Genomic DNA, 19,723 nt, shown 5'->3' with positions numbered 1-19,723 from the left:
CCCGGGGCAAGATCTCCCGGAACGGACGGTTACGCTCGACCGCATGAAGAAGAGCGTGCTGACCCGCTACCGCGTCCTGGCCTACGTCACCGGTGTGCTGCTGGTCCTGCTGTGCCTGAGCATGATCGCCAAGTACGGGATGGACGTCGACGGTGCCGCCGACTTCACCCGGGTCGTCGCCATCGCGCACGGCTGGCTGTACGTCGTCTACCTGGTCTTCGCCTTCGACCTGGGCTCCAAGGCGAAGTGGCCGGTCGGCAAGCAGCTGTGGGTGCTGCTGGCGGGGACGATCCCGACGGCCGCCTTCTTCGTCGAGCGGAAGATCAGCCGCGAGCTGGAGAGCAAGGTCGCCGAGCCGGCCCCGGCCGTCGCCAAGGCGTAGTTTCCACCGCGATCCACTGCGGTTCCACCGCCGTACGACACCCGTACGGCGGTTGCCCATCGACATTTACTAGGACGTCCAAGTAAATTCGATGGTATGGACGCTCACGCCATCGAGGAGGGCCGCCGACGCTGGCAGGCCCGATACGACGCCGCGCGCAAGCGCGACGCAGACTTCACTACGCTCTCCGGCGATCCCGTGGAGCCGGTGTACGGACCCCGGCCGGGGGACACGTACGAGGGATTCGAGCGGATCGGCTGGCCCGGGGAGTACCCCTTCACGCGCGGGCTCCATCCGACCGGCTACCGAGGACGCACCTGGACGATCCGCCAGTTCGCCGGGTTCGGCAACGCCGAGCAGACCAACGAGCGCTACAAGATGATTCTCGCCGCCGGTGGCGGGGGTCTGTCCGTGGCCTTCGACATGCCGACCCTGATGGGCCGCGACTCCGACGACCCGCGCTCGCTGGGCGAGGTCGGGCACTGCGGGGTGGCGATCGACTCGGCCGCCGACATGGAGGTCCTGTTCAAGGACATCCCGCTCGGCGACGTCACGACGTCGATGACCATCAGTGGACCCGCCGTACCCGTCTTCTGCATGTACCTGGTCGCCGCCGAACGGCAGGGTGTGGATCCGGGGGTGCTCAACGGGACCCTGCAGACCGACATCTTCAAGGAGTACATCGCGCAGAAGGAGTGGCTCTTCCAGCCGGAGCCCCATCTGCGCCTCATCGGCGACCTCATGGAGTACTGCGCCGCCGGTATCCCCGCCTACAAGCCGCTCTCCGTCTCCGGCTACCACATCCGTGAGGCCGGGGCCACGGCCGCGCAGGAGCTGGCGTACACGCTCGCGGACGGGTTCGGGTACGTGGAGCTGGGGCTCTCGCGCGGACTCGACGTGGACGTGTTCGCACCGGGGCTGTCCTTCTTCTTCGACGCCCACCTCGACTTCTTCGAGGAGATCGCCAAGTTCCGTGCGGCCCGGCGCATCTGGGCCCGCTGGATGCGGGACGTGTACGGGGCGAAGAGCGACAAGGCGCAGTGGCTGCGGTTCCACACGCAGACCGCCGGTGTCTCGCTGACCGCGCAGCAGCCGTACAACAACGTGGTGCGTACGGCCGTGGAGGCGCTGGCCGCCGTGCTCGGCGGGACCAACTCGCTGCACACCAACGCCCTGGACGAGACCCTCGCGCTGCCGAGCGAGCAGGCCGCGGAGATCGCGCTGCGCACCCAGCAGGTGCTGATGGAGGAGACCGGGGTCGCCAACGTGGCGGATCCGCTGGGCGGTTCGTGGTACATCGAGCAGCTGACGGACCGGATCGAGGCGGACGCGGAGAAGATCTTCGAGCAGATCAGGGAGCGGGGTCTGAGGGCCCACCCGGACGGGCGGCACCCGATCGGGCCGATCACGTCCGGCATCCTGCGCGGGATCGAGGACGGCTGGTTCACCGGGGAGATCGCGGAGTCCGCGTTCCGGTACCAGCAGGCGCTGGAGAAGGGCGAGAAGAGGGTCGTCGGCGTCAACGTCCACACCGGGTCGGTGACCGGGGACCTGGAGATCCTGCGGGTCAGCCATGAGGTGGAGCGGGAGCAGGTCCGGGTGCTGGGTGCCCGGAAGGGCGCGCGGGACGAGGCGGCGGTTCGGAGCGCGCTGGACGCGATGCTGGCCGCGGCTCGCTCCGGGGCGAACATGATCGAGCCGATGCTGGATGCGGTGCGGGCCGAGGCGACCCTCGGTGAGATCTGCGGGGTGCTGCGGGAGGAGTGGGGGGTGTACACGGAGCCCGCGGGTTTCTAGGAACCGTCGGCCGGGGTCCCAAGGGGTTCCACTCCTGGGACCCCGGCCTGTCCCCACCACCACCCGACGGACTTACTGCTGAGACGCCAGGCCCGTCAGCAGCACTCGGGTGAAACTTCGTACCCATTCCTCGTCCGCCGGCTTGCCGCTCACCAGGGTGCGGTGGACCACCGCACCCGCGACCATGTCGAAGATGAGGTCCCCCGTACGGGCGGATTCCGCGGGGTCCGGCTCCGGGGGGAGTTCGCCGCGGCACTGGGCGCGGGCACGGCCCTCCAGGACCAGGCGCATCTGGCGGTCCACGATGGAGGCGCGGATCCGTTCCCGCAGGGCGTCGTCCCTGGTCGCCTCCGCGACCACCGCCATCAGGCCGCTGCGGGCCTCCGGGCGGTCCAGGATCGCCGCGAACTGCAGGACCACGCCCTCGATGTCGGCGGCCAGGCTGCCGCGGTCGGGCAGTTCCAGTTCGTCGAAGAGTTCGGCGACCGCGTCGACCACCAGTTCGTGCTTGCCGGCCCAGCGGCGGTACAGCGTCGTCTTTGCAACCCCGGCCCGCGTCGCCACGTCTCCGAGGGTGAGCTTGGACCAGCCGAGTTCCACCAGCGCCGCACGCGTGGCCGCCAGGATCGCGGCGTCAGCGGCGGCGCTGCGCGGGCGTCCGGTACGGCTGGCGGGGGTGCGGCTCTGCATCCCACGACCATAACCGGCCGTTTCTGTGATGCCGTGAGGGAGATCACCGGGGTGTGGTGTCGCGGCGGCCCCTCGTGCCATTACGCTACGACTCGTAGCGAAAGCTCGTGAGGGACGTACACGGGCGACGATCACCGGCGTGGGGTGGGGACCCCGACGCCCACCACAACGCTTTTTCATTCATACGCGGGAACGGGGGAGGATAGACGCATGCAGCCACGGAACATGTCCATGAGCGGCGTCGTCGACCTCGCCGCGGTGAAGGCGGCCCAGGAGGCCAAGAGCAAGGCCGAGCACGCGCGCGCCGAAGCCGCCCGGCAGGGCGGGGCGGGGGCCGTCTCTCCGGCCGACCTCGTCATCGATGTCGACGAAGCCGGCTTTGAGCGCGATGTCCTGCAGCGCTCCGCCGAAGTCCCTGTCGTGATCGATTTCTGGGCCGAGTGGTGTCAGCCCTGCAAGCAGCTGAGCCCGGTCCTGGAGCGACTGGCCGTCGAGTACAACGGGCGCTTCCTGCTCGCCAAGATCGACGTCGACGCCAACCAGATGTTGATGCAGCAGTTCGGGGTGCAGGGGATCCCCGCTGTGTTCGCGGTCGTCGCCGGACAGGCGCTGCCGCTCTTCCAGGGTGCTGCCGGGGAGGAGCAGATCCGGCAGACCCTGGACCAGTTGGTGCAGGTCGCGGAGCAGCGCTTCGGACTGACCGGCCTCACCGTCGACCCGGACGCGCAGCCTGGCGCCGTCGCCGAGCGCGAGGTGCCGGCCGGCCCGTACGACGCCCTGCTGGAGGCCGCCGTGCAGGCGCTGGACGCGGGCGACCTGGGTGGGGCCATCCAGGCGTACAAGAACGTACTGGCCGACGACCCGGCCAACACGGAGGCCAACCTCGGTCTCGCGCAGGCCGAGCTGCTCCAGCGGGTGCAGGGCGCGGACCCGCAGCAGGTGCGCAAGGAGGCCGCCGAGAAGCCGGGCGACGTGGACGTGCAGATCGCGGCCGCCGACCTCGACCTGGTGGGCGGTCATGTGGAGGACGCCTTCGGGCGGCTCATCGAGACCGTGCAGCGCACGGTGGGTGACGACCGGGACGCGGTGCGGCGTCGGCTGCTGGAGCTGTTCGAGGTCGTCGGACCCGAGGATCCGCGGGTGATCGGGGCCCGCCGGGCACTGGCCCGAGCCCTGTTCTGACCAGTTACTAAACGCCACGGCTTGTGATGCCGGGGTGAAAGATTTGCCGACGAGGCATCAGGGCGGCCGCGCTTTACCAAATCTTGGTAATCGCGGCCGCTGTTACTCGCAGTAAATCAGGGCCTTTGACCTGTCTGGTTTTGTCCTGAAATAAATGGCATTGCTCCGCCCTCTGGTGCCACCCAGGGTGGCCTTCCGAGACCGGCGGGTCGTTCTTCGGTTATCCGGCCGTTACTAGCGAGTAACGAACCCCCTTGTGCCCGGCGCGAGAATGCACCACGATCGGCGACGCTCGGTCCATTCCCGCACCCCGACAGCCGGTTGGGTCACGGGAGACTCTGGGTCCCCACCGAGCAGAGCCGGCGGCAGTGGCGCCGGCTCTAGGGCAGGGGGGTCTTCGCCTCACCGCGAAGCCTGTCCAGAGGTTGTGCGTGATGTGTGTCAGGCGCGACCAGTGGTTGTCGCTCGGGGGTGATCGCCGGTGATTCGGGCGCAGTTCGCGCCTCCGGGTACAGGCGCTCTCCTTCCCGAGGACGTAGCACTTCTCCCATCCCTGCCTGGCTGAGCCGCCGACTGGGGCGAGTCCGGGCCAGGAGATGTACGTCCGAGAAGGAGGAAATATGGAGTCCCAGGTGCGTGGCGGGACCAGATGGAAGCGCTTCGCTGTGGTCATGGTGCCCAGCGTCGCCGCTACGGCCGCGATAGGTGTCGCCCTCGCGCAGGGCGCTCTCGCAGCTTCGTTCAGCGTTTCGGGTCAGCAGTTCAAGGTGACGGCCGACACCCTCCACGGTGAGGGCTTCGCCCAGTACGGGGCGGTCGACGGCGGCTACACGCTCGACGGGAAGAAGACGGCCCACGCGGTCGCCGTCTCGTCGTTCAACGACGCCACGATCACCAACATGTGCCAGTCCGTGGTTACCCCGAACGTGCCGTTCCTCGGGTCGGTCACCCTCCGTCTGGAGGCTGGCGGCGCGGGCCACGACAAGGTCCAGGCCCACAACCTCTACATCGATGTTGACGACCTGAAGGCCGATGCGACCTTCAACGGCATCGACATCGGTGTGGCCGCCAAGGACGCCAGCAAGGGTCCGGGCATGAAGGGCAACGGTGAGCAGGCCAACCCGTTCGGCTTCGCCCAGCAGGCGGACTCGGCGGACCTGACCAACGTGCAGCAGACGGCGTGGGCCACCACCGCCGGCACCTTCAAGCTCAGTGGTCTGCACATGTCGCTGCACCAGGGCGACGGCAAGGGAATCGAGTGCTACTAGGCACTCGGTGATCGGGCGGGGGAGCCGACGGCGCCCCCGCCCGACCCGCACTCCGGCCGCGTCTTCACGCGCGGCACACATCACCACCACAGCAACGCCGCACCAGGGAGCTGTTTTCCATGAGCGCCGAGACTCCTGCCGCCGAACCCGGCCAGTTCACCCACCGGAGGCTGCAGTTCCGCGCATGGCGGGGCGCCCGTCCGTTCTGGGCCGGGCTGTACGTCCTGCTCAGCGGTCTTCCGATCATGTACTTCCCGTACTTCCACCTCCAGCTTGGTCACCTGACGCTGGCGATGGCGACCACGGCGGGCGCTGGCTCCCTGATCATCGGTGTGCTGCTCATCGTGCTGGGCGTCAGCCTCTGGTTCCAGAAGCACGTACGGACGTTCGCGGGAGTCGCCGCGATCCTGCTGGCGCTCGTGTCGCTCCCCGTCTCCAACTTCGGTGGCTTCATCATGGGCTTCCTGCTCGCCCTCGTCGGCGGAGCGATGGCCGTGGCGTGGGTGCCGGGCGCGGAGCCGCAGCCGGAGCCGCCGGCCGGGCCCGGCCCGGCTGAGGGCGCAGCCCCCGAAGCCGCACCGCTGCCGTCGCAGGCCGCGGACGAGGTGAGCGAGTCGTACGACCTGTCAGGGACGAGCCCGGCCAACGAGGCGAACGGGAGGCACAGTGCCGGCTGACGAGGTGGCCCACGGGACCGACGTGGACGGGTCCCGCGCGAGAACCGGGCCACGCCACGCGGCACCCAAGAGGCCGCTGTTCACCAGGTTCCATATGCCGGGCGGCAAGGCGATCGCCTCCGTGGCGATGCCCACGGCGGTCATCGTGGGCATGGGTTTCACCTCGACCCTGGCCCTCGCCGACAACGGCACCACGCCGTCGACGTCCAACAGCCAGAAGGCCGCGGACTACAAGGACTGTGTCGCGGCGCTGGACGGCTCCAAGGACGCCTCGGCCTCGCCGTCGCCGTCCGCGAGCGAGTCCACCGCCACGGCCACGCCGACCCCCACGGCGTCCGCCGCGACCCAGGACAGCAAGACGACGGGCACGACCTCTTCGTCGGATTCAGGTTCCGGCGACCAGGCCACGCCCACGCCGACGGCGACCTCCGGCTCGGGTTCGGACTCCGGCTCCTCGGGCTCCGGTGGCGGCAGCACGGCCACGCCGACCCCGTCGGCGTCGCAGAGCAGCGGTGGCACCATCCTGGACACCATCGGCGACACGATCGGTGACATCGGTGACGTCCTCACCGGTGGCACGAAGGACTCCGGTACGTCCGCGAGCCCGACGCCGTCCGCGTCCGAGTCGTCGTCGCCGGCCACGTCGTCCTCGTCCGGCACCTCGGACAAGGGCAGCACCGCCGACACCGTCAAGGACACCGCGACCAAGGCCGCCGAGACGGTCACGGACACGGTGAAGAACACCACCGACACGGTCTCCAAGACGGCCGCGGACACCACCCAGGCGGTCAAGGACGCGGCCGCGTCGGCCACGCCCAGCCCCTCCGCGAGCTCCTCGACGTCCTCGGCCGACTGTCCGGCGGCCACCGACGACGTCAGCGGTGTCGACAACAAGGTGCCGGTGGCGGACGACCCCTGGTACCTGAACGCCAGTTCGCTGCTGCTGAAGGGCGCCGACTACCAGGGCATCGTCGAGGTGAAGACGGCCAACGGCACCACGAAGAAGGTGCTGAAGTACGTCATCTCCGGCGGGACCGACATCGGTGACCTGCACCAGACGGTCAACGACAAGCAGTCCGGCAAGGTCTACCACGTGCAGGCCGAGAAGGGCTCGACGTCCACCATCCGCAACGGCGACACCGTGATGTACACCCAGAGCATCTCGGGCAACCTGTTCGGCCTGATCCCGGTGACGTTCAGCCCCGACAGCCCGCCGCCGCTCAACATCCCGCTGATCTACTTCACCAACGTGAAGGTGACGCAGGCAGCCCAGTTCGGTGGCGACCTCCACGTGCCCGGCATGCACGTGTACACCAGCGACTGAGCACCCACTCGACCCGTTCGGGAGCCGCACGCCGTGGCCCGGTCCTCCACTTGTGGAGGACCGGGCCACGGCCTTGTACGACAGTGAGGGCGCCCCCTGTGGCAGGGGGCGCCCTCACTGTCGTACAAGGTCCTTGCGGGGAGCGTTACTTGGTCTCGCCGCCCACGTGGTGGACCCGGACCATGTTGGTGGTGCCGGGGACGCCGGGGGGCGAGCCGGCGGTGATGATGACCGTGTCGGCGGGGTTGAAGCGGCCGAGCTTGGCCAGCTCCTGGTCGACCATGTCCACCATCTCGTCGGTGGTGTTGACGAAGGGCACGACGTGGGGCTCCACGCCCCAGCTGAGGGTCAGCTGGTTGCGGGTGCCCTCGTCGGTGGTGAAGGCGAGGATCGGCTGGGCCGCGCGGTAGCGGGACAGGCGGCGGGCGGTGTCGCCGGACTGGGTGAAGGCGATCAGCCCCTTGCCGCCGAGGAAGTCGGCGATCTCGCAGGCCGCGCGGGCGACCGAACCACCCTGGGTGCGCGGCTTCTTGCCGGGGACCAGGGGCTGCAGGCCCTTGGAGAGCAGCTCCTGCTCGGCCGCGGTGACGATCTTCGACATCGTCTTGACCGTCTCGACCGGGTAGGCGCCCACCGAGGACTCCGCCGACAGCATGACCGCGTCGGCACCGTCCAGGATCGCGTTGGCCACGTCGGAGGCCTCGGCGCGGGTCGGCCGGGAGTTGGTGATCATCGACTCCATCATCTGGGTCGCCACGATCACCGGCTTGGCGTTGCGCCGGCACAACTCCACCAGGCGCTTCTGCACCATCGGGACCTTCTCCAGCGGGTACTCGACGGCGAGGTCACCACGGGCGACCATCACACCGTCGAACGCCAGGACGACGTCCTCCATGTTCTCGACCGCCTGCGGCTTCTCCACCTTGGCGATCACCGGGACCCGGTGGCCCTCCTCGTCCATCACGCGGTGGACGTCCTGCACGTCCTTGGCGTCGCGGACGAAGGACAGCGCGACCATGTCGCAGCCCATGCGGAGGGCGAAGCGCAGGTCCTCGATGTCCTTCTCGGACAGCGCCGGGACGTTGACCGCCGCGCCGGGCAGGTTGATGCCCTTGTGGTCGGAGACGACACCGCCCTCGATGACGATCGTCCGCACCCGCGGACCCTCGACGTCCAGGACCTTCAGCTCGACGTTGCCGTCGTTGATGAGGACCTGGTCACCGCGCGAGACGTCGCCCGGCAGCCCCTTGTACGTCGTACCGCAGATGTGCTTGTCACCCGGCACGTCCTCGGTCGTGATGACGAACTCGTCACCGCGCTCCAGCTCGACCGGACCCTCGGCGAAGGTCTCCAGGCGGATCTTCGGGCCCTGCAGGTCGGCGAGGACACCGATGGCCCGGCCGGTCTCCTTCGAAGCCGCACGGACGCGGTCGTACCGCGCCTGGTGCTCGGTGTGGGTGCCGTGGCTGAAGTTGAAGCGGGCCACATTCATACCCGCCTCGATCATGGCGACGAGCATCTCGTGGGAGTCGACCGCGGGGCCGAGAGTACAGACGATTTTCGAACGGCGCATGGGGCGATCCTATCGGTTTGTTTCGCTGCGGAATATTCCGTCTGGCGGAAGATACAAATGGGCGGACATGCGCTCAGGCGTGTTACTGCCGTGTATTACTCAGTTCTACTGCTCAGCTGTACTGCCTTTTGCTCAACTGCTCTTTCCGACCAGTGCGTAGGTCTGCGTGGCGATCTCCAGTTCCTCGTCGGTCGGCACCACGGCGACCGCGACCCGCGCGGACTCGGGCGAGATCAGTCGCGGCTCGTCGCCGCGTACGGCGTTCAGCTCGCCGTCGACCGCCAGGCCGAGCCCCTCCAGGCCCGCGATCGCAGCCTCCCGCACGGGCGCCGCGTTCTCGCCGACCCCCGCCGTGAACGCGACCGCGTCCACCCGGCCGAGCACCGCGCAATAGGCGCCGATGTACTTCTTGAGCCGGTGAATGTAAATGTCGAAGGCGAGCGCGGCCTCTTCGTCGCCCTCGTCGATCCGGCGGCGGATCTCCCGCATGTCATTGTCCCCGCACAGGCCGAACAGACCGCTCCTCTTGTTGAGAAGAGTGTCGATCTCGTCCATGGACATTCCGCCAACACGCGCCAAATGGAAGATGACGGCGGGATCCAGGTCGCCGGAGCGCGTACCCATGACGAGGCCCTCCAGTGGCGTCAGCCCCATGGAGGTATCCACGCACCGGCCCTTCTCCACCGCCGACGCCGAGGCGCCGTTGCCGAGGTGCAGCACGATCACGTTCACCTCCGACGGGTCCTTGCCCAGCAGCCGCGCGGTCTCGCGGGAGACGTACGCGTGCGAGGTGCCGTGGAAGCCGTAGCGGCGGATGCGGTGCCGGTCCGCGATCTTCGGGTCGATGGCGTAGCGGGCCGCGGACTCCGGCATCGTCGTGTGGAACGCCGTGTCGAACACCGCGACCTGCGGCAGGTCGGGGCGCAGCGCCTGCGCGGTGCGGATTCCCGTGAGGTTGGCCGGGTTGTGCAGCGGCGCGACGGGGATCAGCCGCTCGATCTCGGCGAGCACCTCGTCGTCGATGACGGTGGGCTCGGTGAAGAACATGCCGCCGTGCACCACCCGGTGCCCGATCGCGGCCAGTTCCGGCGAGTCCAGGCCCAGGCCGTCCCGGCCCAGCTCCTCGGCGACCGCCTTGAGGGCCGCGTCGTGGTCGGCGATCGGGCCGGTGTGCTCACGGGTCTCGCCCGTGGTGCGGCAGGTGTGCTTGAGCCGGGAGGTCTGCTCGCCGATCCGCTCGACCAGACCCACCGCCAGCCGGCTGCTGTCCCGCATGTCCAGCAGCTGGTACTTCACCGACGAGGAGCCGGAGTTGAGGACGAGGACACGGGTCGGGGAGGTCACTGCTCGGACGCCTTCTCGCTCGGGTTCTGGGCCTGGATCGCCGTGATGGCGACGGTGGAGACGATGTCCTGGACGAGTGCGCCGCGGGACAGGTCGTTGACCGGCTTGCGCAGGCCCTGCAGGACCGGGCCGACGGCGATCGCGCCGGCCGAGCGCTGCACGGCCTTGTAGGTGTTGTTGCCGGTGTTGAGGTCGGGGAAGATCAGCACGCTGGCCTGCCCGGCGACATCGGAGTCCGGCAGCTTGGTCGCGGCGATGGACGGCTCGACGGCGGCGTCGTACTGGATCGGACCCTCGATCTTCAGGTCGGGCCGGCGCGAGCGCGCCAGCTCGGTGGCCTCGCGCACCTTGTCGACGTCGGCGCCCGAGCCCGACGTACCGGTCGAGTACGACAGCATCGCGATCCGCGGCTCCACGCCGAACTGCGCCGCCGTGGCCGCCGACTGGATGGCGATGTCCGCCAGCTGCTCGGCGTTCGGGTCCGGGTTGACCGCGCAGTCGCCGTAGACCAGCACCTTGTCGGCCAGGCACATGAAGAAGACGGACGACACGATCGAGGAGTCCGGCTTGGTCTTGATGATCTCGAAAGCGGGCCGGATGGTGGCCGCCGTGGAGTGCACCGAGCCCGACACCATGCCGTCGGCCAGCCCCTCCTGGACCATCAGGGTGCCGAAGTAGTTCGCGTCGGAGACGACGTCGTAGGCCAGCTCCACCGTCACGCCCTTGTGGGCGCGCAGCAGGGCGTACTGCTCGGCGAAGGCGTCGCGCAGCTCGCTGGTGGCCGGGTCGATCAGCTGGGTGTCGCCGAGGTCGATGCCCAGGTCGGCGGCCTTCTTGCGGATCCGGTCGACCGGGCCGAGCAGGGTCAGGTCGCACACACCCCGGCGCAGCAGCACCTCGGCCGCGTGCAGCACCCGCTCCTCGGTGCCCTCCGGGAGAACGACCCGTCGCCTGTCGGAACGGGCCTGTTCGAGCAGCTTGTGCTCGAACATCATCGGGGTGACCCGGTCGCTGCTCGGAGCCGAGACCCGGCGGGCCAGCTCGGCGGTGTCGGCGTACCGCTCGAACAGGCCGAGCGCGGTCTCCGCCTTGCGCGGGGTGGCCGCGGTCATCTTCCCCTCCAGGGAGAAGAGGTGCTCGGCGGTGGGGAAACTGGTGCCGGACACCGAGAGCACCGGGGTGCCCGGGGCGAGCCGGGCGGCCAGCGTGAGGATCCCCTCGCTCGGCACCTCGTCCAGCGTGAGCAGCACGCCGGCTATCGGCGGGGTGCCGGCGCTGTGCGCGGCCAGCGAGCCGACGACCAGATCGGCGCGGTCGCCCGGGGTCACGACCAGACAGCCCGGGGTCAGGGCACCCAGGAAGTTCGGCAGCATCGCACCGCCGAAGACGAAGCCCAGCGCGTCCCGGGCGAGCCCGGAGTCGTCCCCGAGCAGCACCTTGGCGCCGAGGGTCTGGGCGATCTGCGCGACGGTCGGCGCGGACAGCGCGGGCTCGTCGGGCACCACGTAGCAGGGCACCGGCAGACGGTCCGCGAGCCGCTCGGCGATCGCGTCGCGGTCCTCACGCGCCACCCGGTTGGTGACCATGGCGAGGACGTCGCAGCCCAGCCCGTCGTACGCGCGGTAGGCGTTGCGGGTCTCGGCCAGCACGGACTCGGCCGTCTGCCTGCGGCCGCCGACCACCGGGATCACGGACGCGCCGAACTCGTTGGCGAGACGGGCGTTCAGCGACAGCTCGTCCGGCAGCTGGGTGTCGGCGAAGTCGGTGCCGAGGACGAGGACGACGTCGTAGTCCCGGGCCACCAGGTGGAAACGGTCGACCAGCGCGGAGACCAGCTCGTCCGTGCCCTGTTCGGCCTGGAGCGCGGACGCCTCCAGATAGTCCATGCCGTAGACGGTCGCCGGGTCCTGGGAGAGGCGGTACCGCGACCGCAGCAGCTCGAACATCCGGTCGGGCCGGTCATGCACGAGCGGGCGGAACACACCCACCCGGTCGACCTGCCGGGTCAGGAGCTCCATGACCCCCAGCTCCACGACCTGGCGGCCGTCGCCGCGGTCGATCCCGGTCACGTACACGCTGCGCGTCACGTGTGCACTCCGTTCCCTGTGGCTCGTCGGTGATGTCTCGGCGGTGCTGTCTTGTTCTACGGCATAAAAATCGCCCACCAAGGTGAGCAGAACCCTCTTGACAATACCCCCGGTGCCGGATAAGGCGCCCGTCAGGACTTCACTGCTCCGGCGGACGTGAAAGAATCGGCACTGGCTCACCGGCACCGAAAGCGAGCAGGAGACACAGCACGATGCGCATCGGAGTTCTCACCGCAGGCGGCGACTGCCCCGGCCTGAACGCCGTGATCCGTTCGGTCGTGCACCGGGCGGTGGCGCAGTACGGCGACGAGGTCATCGGCTTCGAGGACGGCTACCGGGGTCTGCTCGACCGCCACTACCGCACCCTCGACCTGGACGCGGTCAGCGGCATCCTGGCCCGCGGCGGCACCATCCTCGGCTCCTCCCGCCTGGAGCGCGACCGGCTGCGCGAGGCCTGCGAGCGCGCCACCGACATGGCCGAGGAGTTCGGCATCGACGCGCTGATCCCGATCGGCGGCGAGGGCACGCTGACCGCGGCCCGCATGCTCTCCGACGCGGGCCTGCCGGTCGTCGGCGTCCCCAAGACCATCGACAACGACATCTCCTCCACGGACCGCACCTTCGGCTTCGACACCGCCGTCGGCGTCGCCACCGAGGCCATGGACCGCCTGAAGACCACGGCCGAGTCCCACCAGCGCGTGATGGTCGTCGAGGTCATGGGCCGGCATGCCGGCTGGATCGCCCTGGAGTCCGGCATGGCCGCCGGCGCCCACGGCATCTGCCTGCCCGAGCGCCCCTTCGACCCCGCCGACCTGATCAAGATGGTCGAGGAGCGGTTCTCCCGCGGCAAGAAGTTCGCGGTCGTCTGCGTCGCCGAGGGCGCCCACCCCGTCGACGGCACCATGGACTACGGCAAGGGCGAGATCGACCAGTACGGCCACGAGCGCTTCCTGGGCATCGGCACCGCGCTCGCCTACGAGCTGGAGCGACGCCTCGGCAAGGAGGCCAAGCCGGTCATCCTCGGCCACGTCCAGCGCGGCGGCGTCCCGACCGCGTACGACCGCGTCCTCGCCACCCGCTTCGGCTGGCACGCCGTCGAGGCCGCACACCGCGGCGACTTCGGCAAGATGACCGCGCTCCGCGGCACCGACGTCCGGATGGTGCCGCTCGCGGAGGCGGTCACCGAGCTGAAGACGGTCCCGAAGGACCGCATGGACGAGGCGGAGTCGGTCTTCTGAGACTTGATCCGCAATTCACCAGAGGGTGAGCTGTGGACTGCACGCAGGGCGGGGTCCGGGCTTTCCGGCGTGGTCGCGCACGGGGCGCGGCTCATCCGGGGTCGCTCGGTCCCGCCGTCCGGCGGTTTGGTGAGCAGAGGTCACCCGCTGGCGGGGGACTGCCACGCGACCAGCACCCCGAAGGGTGTTCTGGCGCGGTGTGGTTGACTCACGCAGGGCTTCTTCCAGCCCTTCAGAGAAGATGATCTGTGCGTGCCGCGACCGGGCCCTGTCCAGGGTCGCGGTGTTCGGGTCGTCGGGGTCGGTCAGGTCCACGAAGGCGGCGAGCGCGGCGGACACGAGGTCGCGCCGGCCGACGAGACCGCAGGCGATGCACTTGTGCCTCCCGGGACAGGCCGAGGCGCTGCCGCACGGCCTTTCCCCCGGTGCGGTGGCGCTCATGCTTGGCGGCTCAGTACGCACCGATCTTGGCGCGAGCGTCGTGCTGGACGGCACGCTTGATCGACCACATCGCGCCGAACAGCTTTTCCAGCCGGGCCAGGTCGGCGGGGTCGGTGACGGCCAGCGGCAGCACCATCACCGATACGATCCCGTCGTCCGGCTTGGTCCACATGCGAGCCTTGTTCTTGCCCCGGGACCTCCGCTGCGGCTGGGCAGCCTGCATGATCACCCCTCCCCAGCGCAATGGTCAGCCCGCGCGGCACTGCACGTTCCCGCTCGCGGTGCCAGCACTCGATCAACGAAACCCTCCTGAAAAGGTCACGCATTCGAGTTCCGTATAGCTGTGCGGCCGCCCAACATGACCTCCTGAGCCGGTAATCGCAACGACACCGTCGTCTTCCGTGCCACCAAGGCAGGTCAGATTGCCGGGCGCCGGTTGTTGATCGGAGATGACGCCTGCCACAGAGCCCTCGAGGTCATCACCAGTCGGAACTCGCCGTGCTCTACAAGCTCAAGACCGACTGGGCATGGTTTGCGGACGCACTCAGCCGTTCCTGTTCTCGACGGCCGTCCAGAAGATCTCCACGATCCGGCCGACGAAGTCCTGGCCGGACTCGCTGGCATCGCTGCTGCCGCCGCCCCAGCTGAGGGTGGCGGCCATGTGCCCCTGGTAGTCCTGGTGCAGCTCCTGCAGCACGTCCTCCAGGACTGCCCGGTCCAGGGGCGCGACCTTCGCCACCGGGCGCACATAGGCCTGCCAGCGGGTGGTCACCGCGCTGTGCAGCAGCTCGGCGAGCTTCCTCTCGCGGCCCGTGACGGTCACGAAGTCGGGCAAGGCCAGCTGAAGCACCTCCGCGAGCACCGCCGACTGGCGCTCGTTGCCCTGCCACGCCCCGCTCTCCTCCATCCGCAGATACCCGGACAGATCCAGGCCGACGGCACGGGCGACGTCCTCCGGCGCGATCCCACGCGCGACGCGGTGCTCGCGCAGGGTCCGAGGCCTGCCGATGAGTTCACCCGGAGAGCACCACAGCACGCCCGCGAGGGCCGTGAGTTCGGGATTGCCGGGGGAGGCGATCCCGCGCTCCCAGGCGGTCACCAGGTCGGGTGTGACGTACGGCAGCCCGTACGAGGCCCGCATGCCGTAGGCGACGTGCTCGGGCCCCATGCCGAGGGCGGCACGGAGCCTGCGGGCGGCCGGGGCGTTGAACGGGGGAGTCGAGAGGTTGGGTTGGGGTGAGGGTTGGCGCACCCCGCACAAGCTAGGGGCGCACCGGGGCGGTGACTACGGGCCGTTCCGACAGGATTACTAGTTGTAGGAACGTACGGTTCCGGCCGTTCGGTACGTTCCGGCCGTTCGGTAGGTAACGGGCGGATCACCCCTGCCCGCTATCCCTTGACCGCGCCACCGAGTGCGAAGCCACCCCCCAGCCGCCGTGCCACGAGCACGTACAGAAGGATCACCGGCGTCGAGTAGATCACGGAGAACGCGGCGAGCTGCCCGTACGCCACCATGCCCCGGTTGCCGAAGAAGTCGTTGATGCTGACCGAGGCCGGCATCTGGTCCGGGGTGAGCAGGAGCATGAAGGGGACGAAGAAGTTTCCCCACATCATCACGAACGAGAAGACGGTCACGACGGCCAGCCCCGGCCCCATCAACGGCAGCACGATCCGGACGAGGGACTGCAACGACGACGCCCCGTCCGTCCAGGCCGCCTCCTCCAGCTCCTTCGGCACCCCGTCCATGAAGTTCTTCATCAGCCAGATGGCGAACGGGAGTTGGGAGGCGGCGAAGAAGAAGATCGTCCCCTGCAGGGTGTCGATCAGGTTCACCCGCACGAACAGCGCGTACACCGGCACCATGATCGCGGTGATCGGCAGACTCGTCGCGAACAGGATCGTCAGTAGGAACGGCCGATTGAGCCGAGATCGGAACCGGGAGAGCGGATAGGCGGCGAGGGCCGCGCAGACGACGGTCAGCGCGGTGGCCCCGCCGCACAGGATCAGGCTGTTGAGCAGCGGGGTGTAGGTGATGTCCGGGGTGAGGATCGCGTCGAAGTTGCCGAGCGTGAGCCCGTCGGGCACCTTGACCTTCAAGTCCGCGTGCGGGTCCACGGAGGACAGCAGCACCCAGGCGAGCGGCAGCGCGAAGGCGAGGGCGACGACGAGCAGCCCGGCGTCGGCGGCGAGGCGACGCGAGGGACGATGTCGGGGCATGACCGGTCCTACACCTCCGTCCGCAGCAGACGCAGATAGACGACGGAGAACAGGGAGCCCACGAGCAGCAGGAGCAGGGCGACGGCGGTGCCGTACCCGATCATGCTGTTCTGGAAGGCCTGTTCGTACATGAACAGCGGCAGGGTCTGGCTCTTGTCGCCGGGCCCGCCCCGGGTCATCACCCAGATCAGCCCGAAGACGGAGAGCGTCTGCAGGGTGTTGAGCATGAGGTTGGTGCCGATGGAACGCCGGATCATCGGCAGGGTGATGTGCCACATCCGCCGCCAACCGCCCGCACCGTCCACTTCCGCGGCCTCGCCGATCTCGCTCGGTATCTCGTCGAGCGCGGCCGAGTAGACGAGCATCGAGAACGCCGTACCGCGCCAGACGTTGGCGAAGGAGACGGCGAGGATGGGCAGGGTGAACAGCCAGTTCTGCGCCGGCAGATGGAGGTGCTGGAGGATGGCGTTCAGGGTGCCCTCGCGCCGGAAGAAGGCGTAGAGCAGGAACCCGGCGACGACCTCGGGCAGCACCCAGGCGGTGATCACGACCGTGCCGGTGATGGTGCGCACGGGTCTGGAGGCTCGTTTCATCAGCGCCGCGAGGGCGAGACCCAGGGTGTTCTGCCCGACGAGCGAGGACAGCACGGTGAACACCAGCGTCAGCCACACCGCGTTGAGGAACGCGTCGTCGTGGAAGGCCCTGCGGAAGTTGTCGAGGCCGACGAAGGAGGAGTGGGCCTGGCCGGTCAGCTGGAGGTCGGTGAAGGCGATGTAGACGCAGTAGGCGATGGGGCCGGCGAGGAAGAGAAGCAGGAGGACCAGACCGGGGACGAGGGGGAGAGCACGGGTGACCCCCTGACAGCGCCTCACTTCCGGACGACTTCGTCGCCGGTGACGTCCTTGAGGGCGGAGTCGTAGCCATGTGCCGCCTCGTCCACGGATCGGTCACCGGTGCTGACACCCTCCATGGCGTCCTGGACTGCGGTCGACACCTTCGGGTACGCGGGGTAGGCGGGCCGGTAGTGGGTGCTGGCGACGAGGTCGGTGAAGAACTTGATGCCGGGCTGGGCGGTGGCGTACGCCGGGTCGCTCGCCACGTCCTTCCGCACCGCGATACCGGAGTTGGCGATGTACCACTTCCGGGCGTTGTCCTTCGTCTGCATGGTCCTGATGAAGTCGAAGGCGAGGTCCGGATGGGCGGCCTTGGCCGGGACGGCCCAGGTCCAGCCGCCGGACATGCTCACCTTCCCCGGGGCCTGGCCGTGCTGGGTGGGCATGTGGGCGAGCCCCAGCCGCTCGGACCAGTCCTTCCACTCGTGCCCGCTGCCCGGCAGCCAGGCCTGCGGGAGCCAGGAGCCGTCGAGGTCGATGCCGAGCTTGCCCTGGGGGAGAAGCTCGCCGTTGACGGTGGTGGCGAAGTTGGGATCGAGGGCGTCGGAGACGTCGGGGCCGAGCTTCTCCTCGTACACGGTCTCGACGAACTTCAGCGAGTCCCTGAACCCCTGGCTCCCGGCGATCCACTTCTTGCTGCCGCTGTCGTACAGGGGGTCCGACGTCCCGTCGCCGGTGCCGTACAGAAGCATCTCGAACCCCTGCATGGTGGCCCGCTCACCCGCCGGCTTGCCGGTGTAGACGTTGAGCGGGGTGACGCCGGGGACCTTCTGCTTGATGGTGCGCGCGGCGGCGAGGACGTCGTCCCAGTTCTTCGGCTGCCAGTCGGCGGGCAGACCGGCCTTCTTGAAGACGCGCTTGTCGAACCAGAGACCCCGCGTGTCGGTGCCGTCCGGGACGCCGTACGTCTTCCCGTCCTCGCCCCTCGCCGCGCTCTTGGCGGTGTCGATGAACTGCTGCCAGTCCGGCCACTTGGCGAGATACGGGTCGAGGGGCTTCAAGTACCCGCTCGTGATGTCCGAGTTGATCAGGAAGGTGTCCTCGTACACCAGGTCCGGGGCGGTCCTGGGGGAGCGGAGCATCTGCTGCAGCTTGGTGTAGTACTCCGAGTCCGGAGCCTTGATGGGGACCAGCTCCACCTTCTTGCCGGGGTACTTCTTCTCGAACTGCTTCTTGATGTCGGCGAGGTAGGTGTCCATCACCTTGATGGAGTTGTCCGTCGACTGCTTGAAGGAGACCTTGACGGTGTTGGGGCTGCTGCCGGAACCGTTGCCGCAGGCGGTGAGGGTGGTTGCGGCGAGGGTGAGTGCTACGAGGGCGGTGGCGGTGGGGCGCACGGGCATGACCTCCTGCGAACTCACTGGGTGGTGGCGCGGGAATGGCTGCCGTGTGAACGTAAGAGGAGTGGTCTAGTCAGGTCAATGCGTCTGCGTGGGATTGGGCCCCTGCTTCACCTGTCGGCGCCTGGCGCCTCCGGCCCGCGTACCACTTTGCCGGTGACCGGCCCGTAGAAGGTCCCGCCGCGGAAGTCGATGTGGTCGCCCCCGTACCGGACGCTCGGCGCGGAGGGCTCGCGCTGGGCCGATGCGTGCGGCCGGACCGTGGGCTCCAGCTCGGCGATGATGGCCATGACCGCCCGAGCGGCGGTCGCAGCGGCCAGCGGCTGCGAGCCGGACGCGTCGGCCAGGTGTTTCGCCCCGTCGGCCTTGTCGCTGATGCCGCGTACGGTGAGGGTGTCCAGGCCACCGACGAGATGGGCGGCGTGGGCGACGCCAGCGCTCTCCATCTCGATGGCAACGGCGTCGTTGTAGTGACGGTGGAGTTGGTCGGCCAGGTCCGACTCGGCATGGTTGAGGACCACTTCACCGGCGGCGATCGGCTTGAAGTGCACTCTGTCCCGCCAGCGTGGCCCGCGCAGTGCGTATCTGGCGGCCTGCTCCAGGCGGTGTGAGGCGTCCCAGGCGCGCGGGCGGGCGTAGAAGCCTTCCGGTGTCTGCTTGCCGCCGTGATAGGCGTACACGCGCGTGCCCACCACGACGTCACCGATCCGGATCTCCTCCTTGAGGCCGCCCGCGACTCCCACGAAGAACAGCGCCTGGGGGCTCAGCCATGTGCTGAGGCGTTCGGTGACGATCGCGGCGGTCTGATTGCCCTCTCCGATCTGGGCGAGCGCCACGTGCCATTCGGTACCTGCCAGCCGGCCCCGCTCGACCCTCGTACCGGAGGGGTGCACCAGCGGCTCGCAACCGGTGAGTCGTTCTCGGACGGCCTCGTACTCGACGGGGAGCGCCGTGAGGATCACCAATGTGGGGAGTACGTCTTCCACCGTTCCGCCCATCCCAACTCGCCTGAGTATGTTCACCCCTGAGGCAGGGACTGCCGCGGGTCCGAATACTTCAAGTTACGGCATGCACCGGCACGGCGGGCCCTCCCGCGACATGCCGCCCGGGAGCGGTGCAGCGGGCAGCCGGCCGTCGAACGGCACCGGCCGGTCTGGTTGCCACGGCTCTCGCGGAATGGCTGTCCGGCCGGCCCATGGCCCAGTAACTTGAATGCACACCAGGTGACATCGGATGACCGGTTCACCGGACCGTCCGGTCACTGGTGCAC

General features: G+C 68.9%; 17 protein-coding genes. 7 read left to right on the top strand and 10 right to left on the bottom strand.

Annotated elements, in window-relative coordinates; translation table 11 throughout:
- Positions 1-43 precede the first annotated feature (43 nt).
- Both ACIRVH_RS37370 and ACIRVH_RS37365 read left to right on the top strand, forming a co-directional pair.
- Complete coding sequence (locus ACIRVH_RS37370) at positions 44-382, top strand: DUF3817 domain-containing protein (RefSeq protein ID WP_403963186.1); 339 nt, start codon at positions 44-46, stop codon at positions 380-382.
- 96 nt (positions 383-478) lie between these two features.
- Positions 479-2,179, top strand: a complete 1,701-nt coding sequence (locus ACIRVH_RS37365; protein ID WP_403963183.1) for a methylmalonyl-CoA mutase — start codon at positions 479-481, stop codon at positions 2,177-2,179.
- 72 nt (positions 2,180-2,251) lie between these two features.
- Here the strand turns inward: ACIRVH_RS37365 and ACIRVH_RS37360 are convergent, their stop codons facing one another.
- Positions 2,252-2,869 carry a TetR/AcrR family transcriptional regulator gene (locus ACIRVH_RS37360; protein ID WP_403963180.1) on the bottom strand — a complete coding sequence of 206 codons (618 nt, stop codon included), beginning with the start codon at positions 2,867-2,869 and terminating at the stop codon, positions 2,252-2,254.
- A 210-nt stretch (positions 2,870-3,079) separates the two neighbouring features.
- Here ACIRVH_RS37360 and ACIRVH_RS37355 point away from each other — a divergent pair, with 210 nt between their 5' ends.
- The 4 genes from ACIRVH_RS37355 (at position 3,080) to ACIRVH_RS37340 (ending at position 7,320) form a co-directional block, all read left to right on the top strand.
- Complete coding sequence (locus ACIRVH_RS37355; protein ID WP_403963177.1) at positions 3,080-4,051, top strand: tetratricopeptide repeat protein; 972 nt, start codon at positions 3,080-3,082, stop codon at positions 4,049-4,051.
- Between the two features lie 620 nt (positions 4,052-4,671).
- The gene (locus ACIRVH_RS37350) at positions 4,672-5,319 is read left to right on the top strand and encodes a DUF6230 family protein (RefSeq protein WP_403963174.1); all 648 of its coding nucleotides are present in this window, start codon (positions 4,672-4,674) and stop codon (positions 5,317-5,319) included.
- Between the two features lie 119 nt (positions 5,320-5,438).
- The gene (locus ACIRVH_RS37345) at positions 5,439-5,996 is read left to right on the top strand and encodes a DUF6114 domain-containing protein (protein ID WP_403963171.1); all 558 of its coding nucleotides are present in this window, start codon (positions 5,439-5,441) and stop codon (positions 5,994-5,996) included.
- Positions 5,986-7,320: a hypothetical protein gene (locus ACIRVH_RS37340; RefSeq protein WP_403963168.1), complete on the top strand. Its 1,335-nt coding sequence runs from the start codon at positions 5,986-5,988 to the stop codon at positions 7,318-7,320. Before ACIRVH_RS37345 ends, ACIRVH_RS37340 begins: the two co-directional genes overlap by 11 nt.
- Positions 7,321-7,465: 145 nt before the next feature.
- Here the strand turns inward: ACIRVH_RS37340 and pyk are convergent, their stop codons facing one another.
- The 3 genes from pyk to pta form a co-directional block, all read right to left on the bottom strand.
- Positions 7,466-8,893: a pyruvate kinase gene (gene pyk, locus ACIRVH_RS37335; RefSeq protein WP_403963166.1), complete on the bottom strand. Its 1,428-nt coding sequence runs from the start codon at positions 8,891-8,893 to the stop codon at positions 7,466-7,468.
- Between the two features lie 132 nt (positions 8,894-9,025).
- Positions 9,026-10,237, bottom strand: coding sequence for an acetate kinase (locus ACIRVH_RS37330; RefSeq protein WP_403963163.1), 1,212 nt, complete (start codon positions 10,235-10,237; stop codon positions 9,026-9,028).
- The gene (gene pta, locus ACIRVH_RS37325; protein ID WP_403963159.1) at positions 10,234-12,324 is read right to left on the bottom strand and encodes a phosphate acetyltransferase; all 2,091 of its coding nucleotides are present in this window, start codon (positions 12,322-12,324) and stop codon (positions 10,234-10,236) included. Before pta ends, ACIRVH_RS37330 begins: the two co-directional genes overlap by 4 nt.
- Positions 12,325-12,536: 212 nt before the next feature.
- Between pta and ACIRVH_RS37320 the strand changes: the two genes are divergently transcribed.
- A complete protein-coding gene (locus ACIRVH_RS37320; RefSeq protein ID WP_403963155.1) occupies positions 12,537-13,562 on the top strand; it encodes an ATP-dependent 6-phosphofructokinase in 1,026 nt (341 codons plus the stop codon).
- A gap of 451 nt (positions 13,563-14,013) precedes the next feature.
- Here the strand turns inward: ACIRVH_RS37320 and ACIRVH_RS37315 are convergent, their stop codons facing one another.
- The 6 genes from ACIRVH_RS37315 to ACIRVH_RS37290 form a co-directional block, all read right to left on the bottom strand.
- Positions 14,014-14,226 carry a hypothetical protein gene (locus ACIRVH_RS37315; protein WP_403963152.1) on the bottom strand — a complete coding sequence of 71 codons (213 nt, stop codon included), beginning with the start codon at positions 14,224-14,226 and terminating at the stop codon, positions 14,014-14,016.
- A gap of 321 nt (positions 14,227-14,547) precedes the next feature.
- Positions 14,548-15,255, bottom strand: a complete 708-nt coding sequence (locus ACIRVH_RS37310; RefSeq protein ID WP_403963149.1) for a helix-turn-helix domain-containing protein — start codon at positions 15,253-15,255, stop codon at positions 14,548-14,550.
- 137 nt (positions 15,256-15,392) lie between these two features.
- Positions 15,393-16,220: a carbohydrate ABC transporter permease gene (locus ACIRVH_RS37305; protein ID WP_386578907.1), complete on the bottom strand. Its 828-nt coding sequence runs from the start codon at positions 16,218-16,220 to the stop codon at positions 15,393-15,395.
- A gap of 8 nt (positions 16,221-16,228) precedes the next feature.
- Positions 16,229-17,092 (bottom strand): carbohydrate ABC transporter permease, encoded by an 864-nt coding sequence (locus tag ACIRVH_RS37300; RefSeq protein WP_403963145.1) that lies wholly within the window; start codon positions 17,090-17,092, stop codon positions 16,229-16,231.
- Positions 17,089-18,456, bottom strand: coding sequence for an extracellular solute-binding protein (locus ACIRVH_RS37295; protein WP_403963142.1), 1,368 nt, complete (start codon positions 18,454-18,456; stop codon positions 17,089-17,091). The genes ACIRVH_RS37300 and ACIRVH_RS37295 overlap by 4 nt, the downstream gene beginning before the upstream one ends.
- Before the next feature lie 107 nt (positions 18,457-18,563).
- Positions 18,564-19,439 carry a nucleosidase gene (locus ACIRVH_RS37290; protein ID WP_403963139.1) on the bottom strand — a complete coding sequence of 292 codons (876 nt, stop codon included), beginning with the start codon at positions 19,437-19,439 and terminating at the stop codon, positions 18,564-18,566.
- Positions 19,440-19,723 lie beyond the last annotated feature (284 nt).

The organism is Streptomyces sp. NPDC101165 (assembly GCF_044768135.1).
GTDB lineage: Bacteria > Actinomycetota > Actinomycetes > Streptomycetales > Streptomycetaceae > Streptomyces.
The sequence above is the reverse complement of the archived record's forward strand: the minus strand, read 5'-3'. Positions and strand labels throughout refer to the sequence as shown.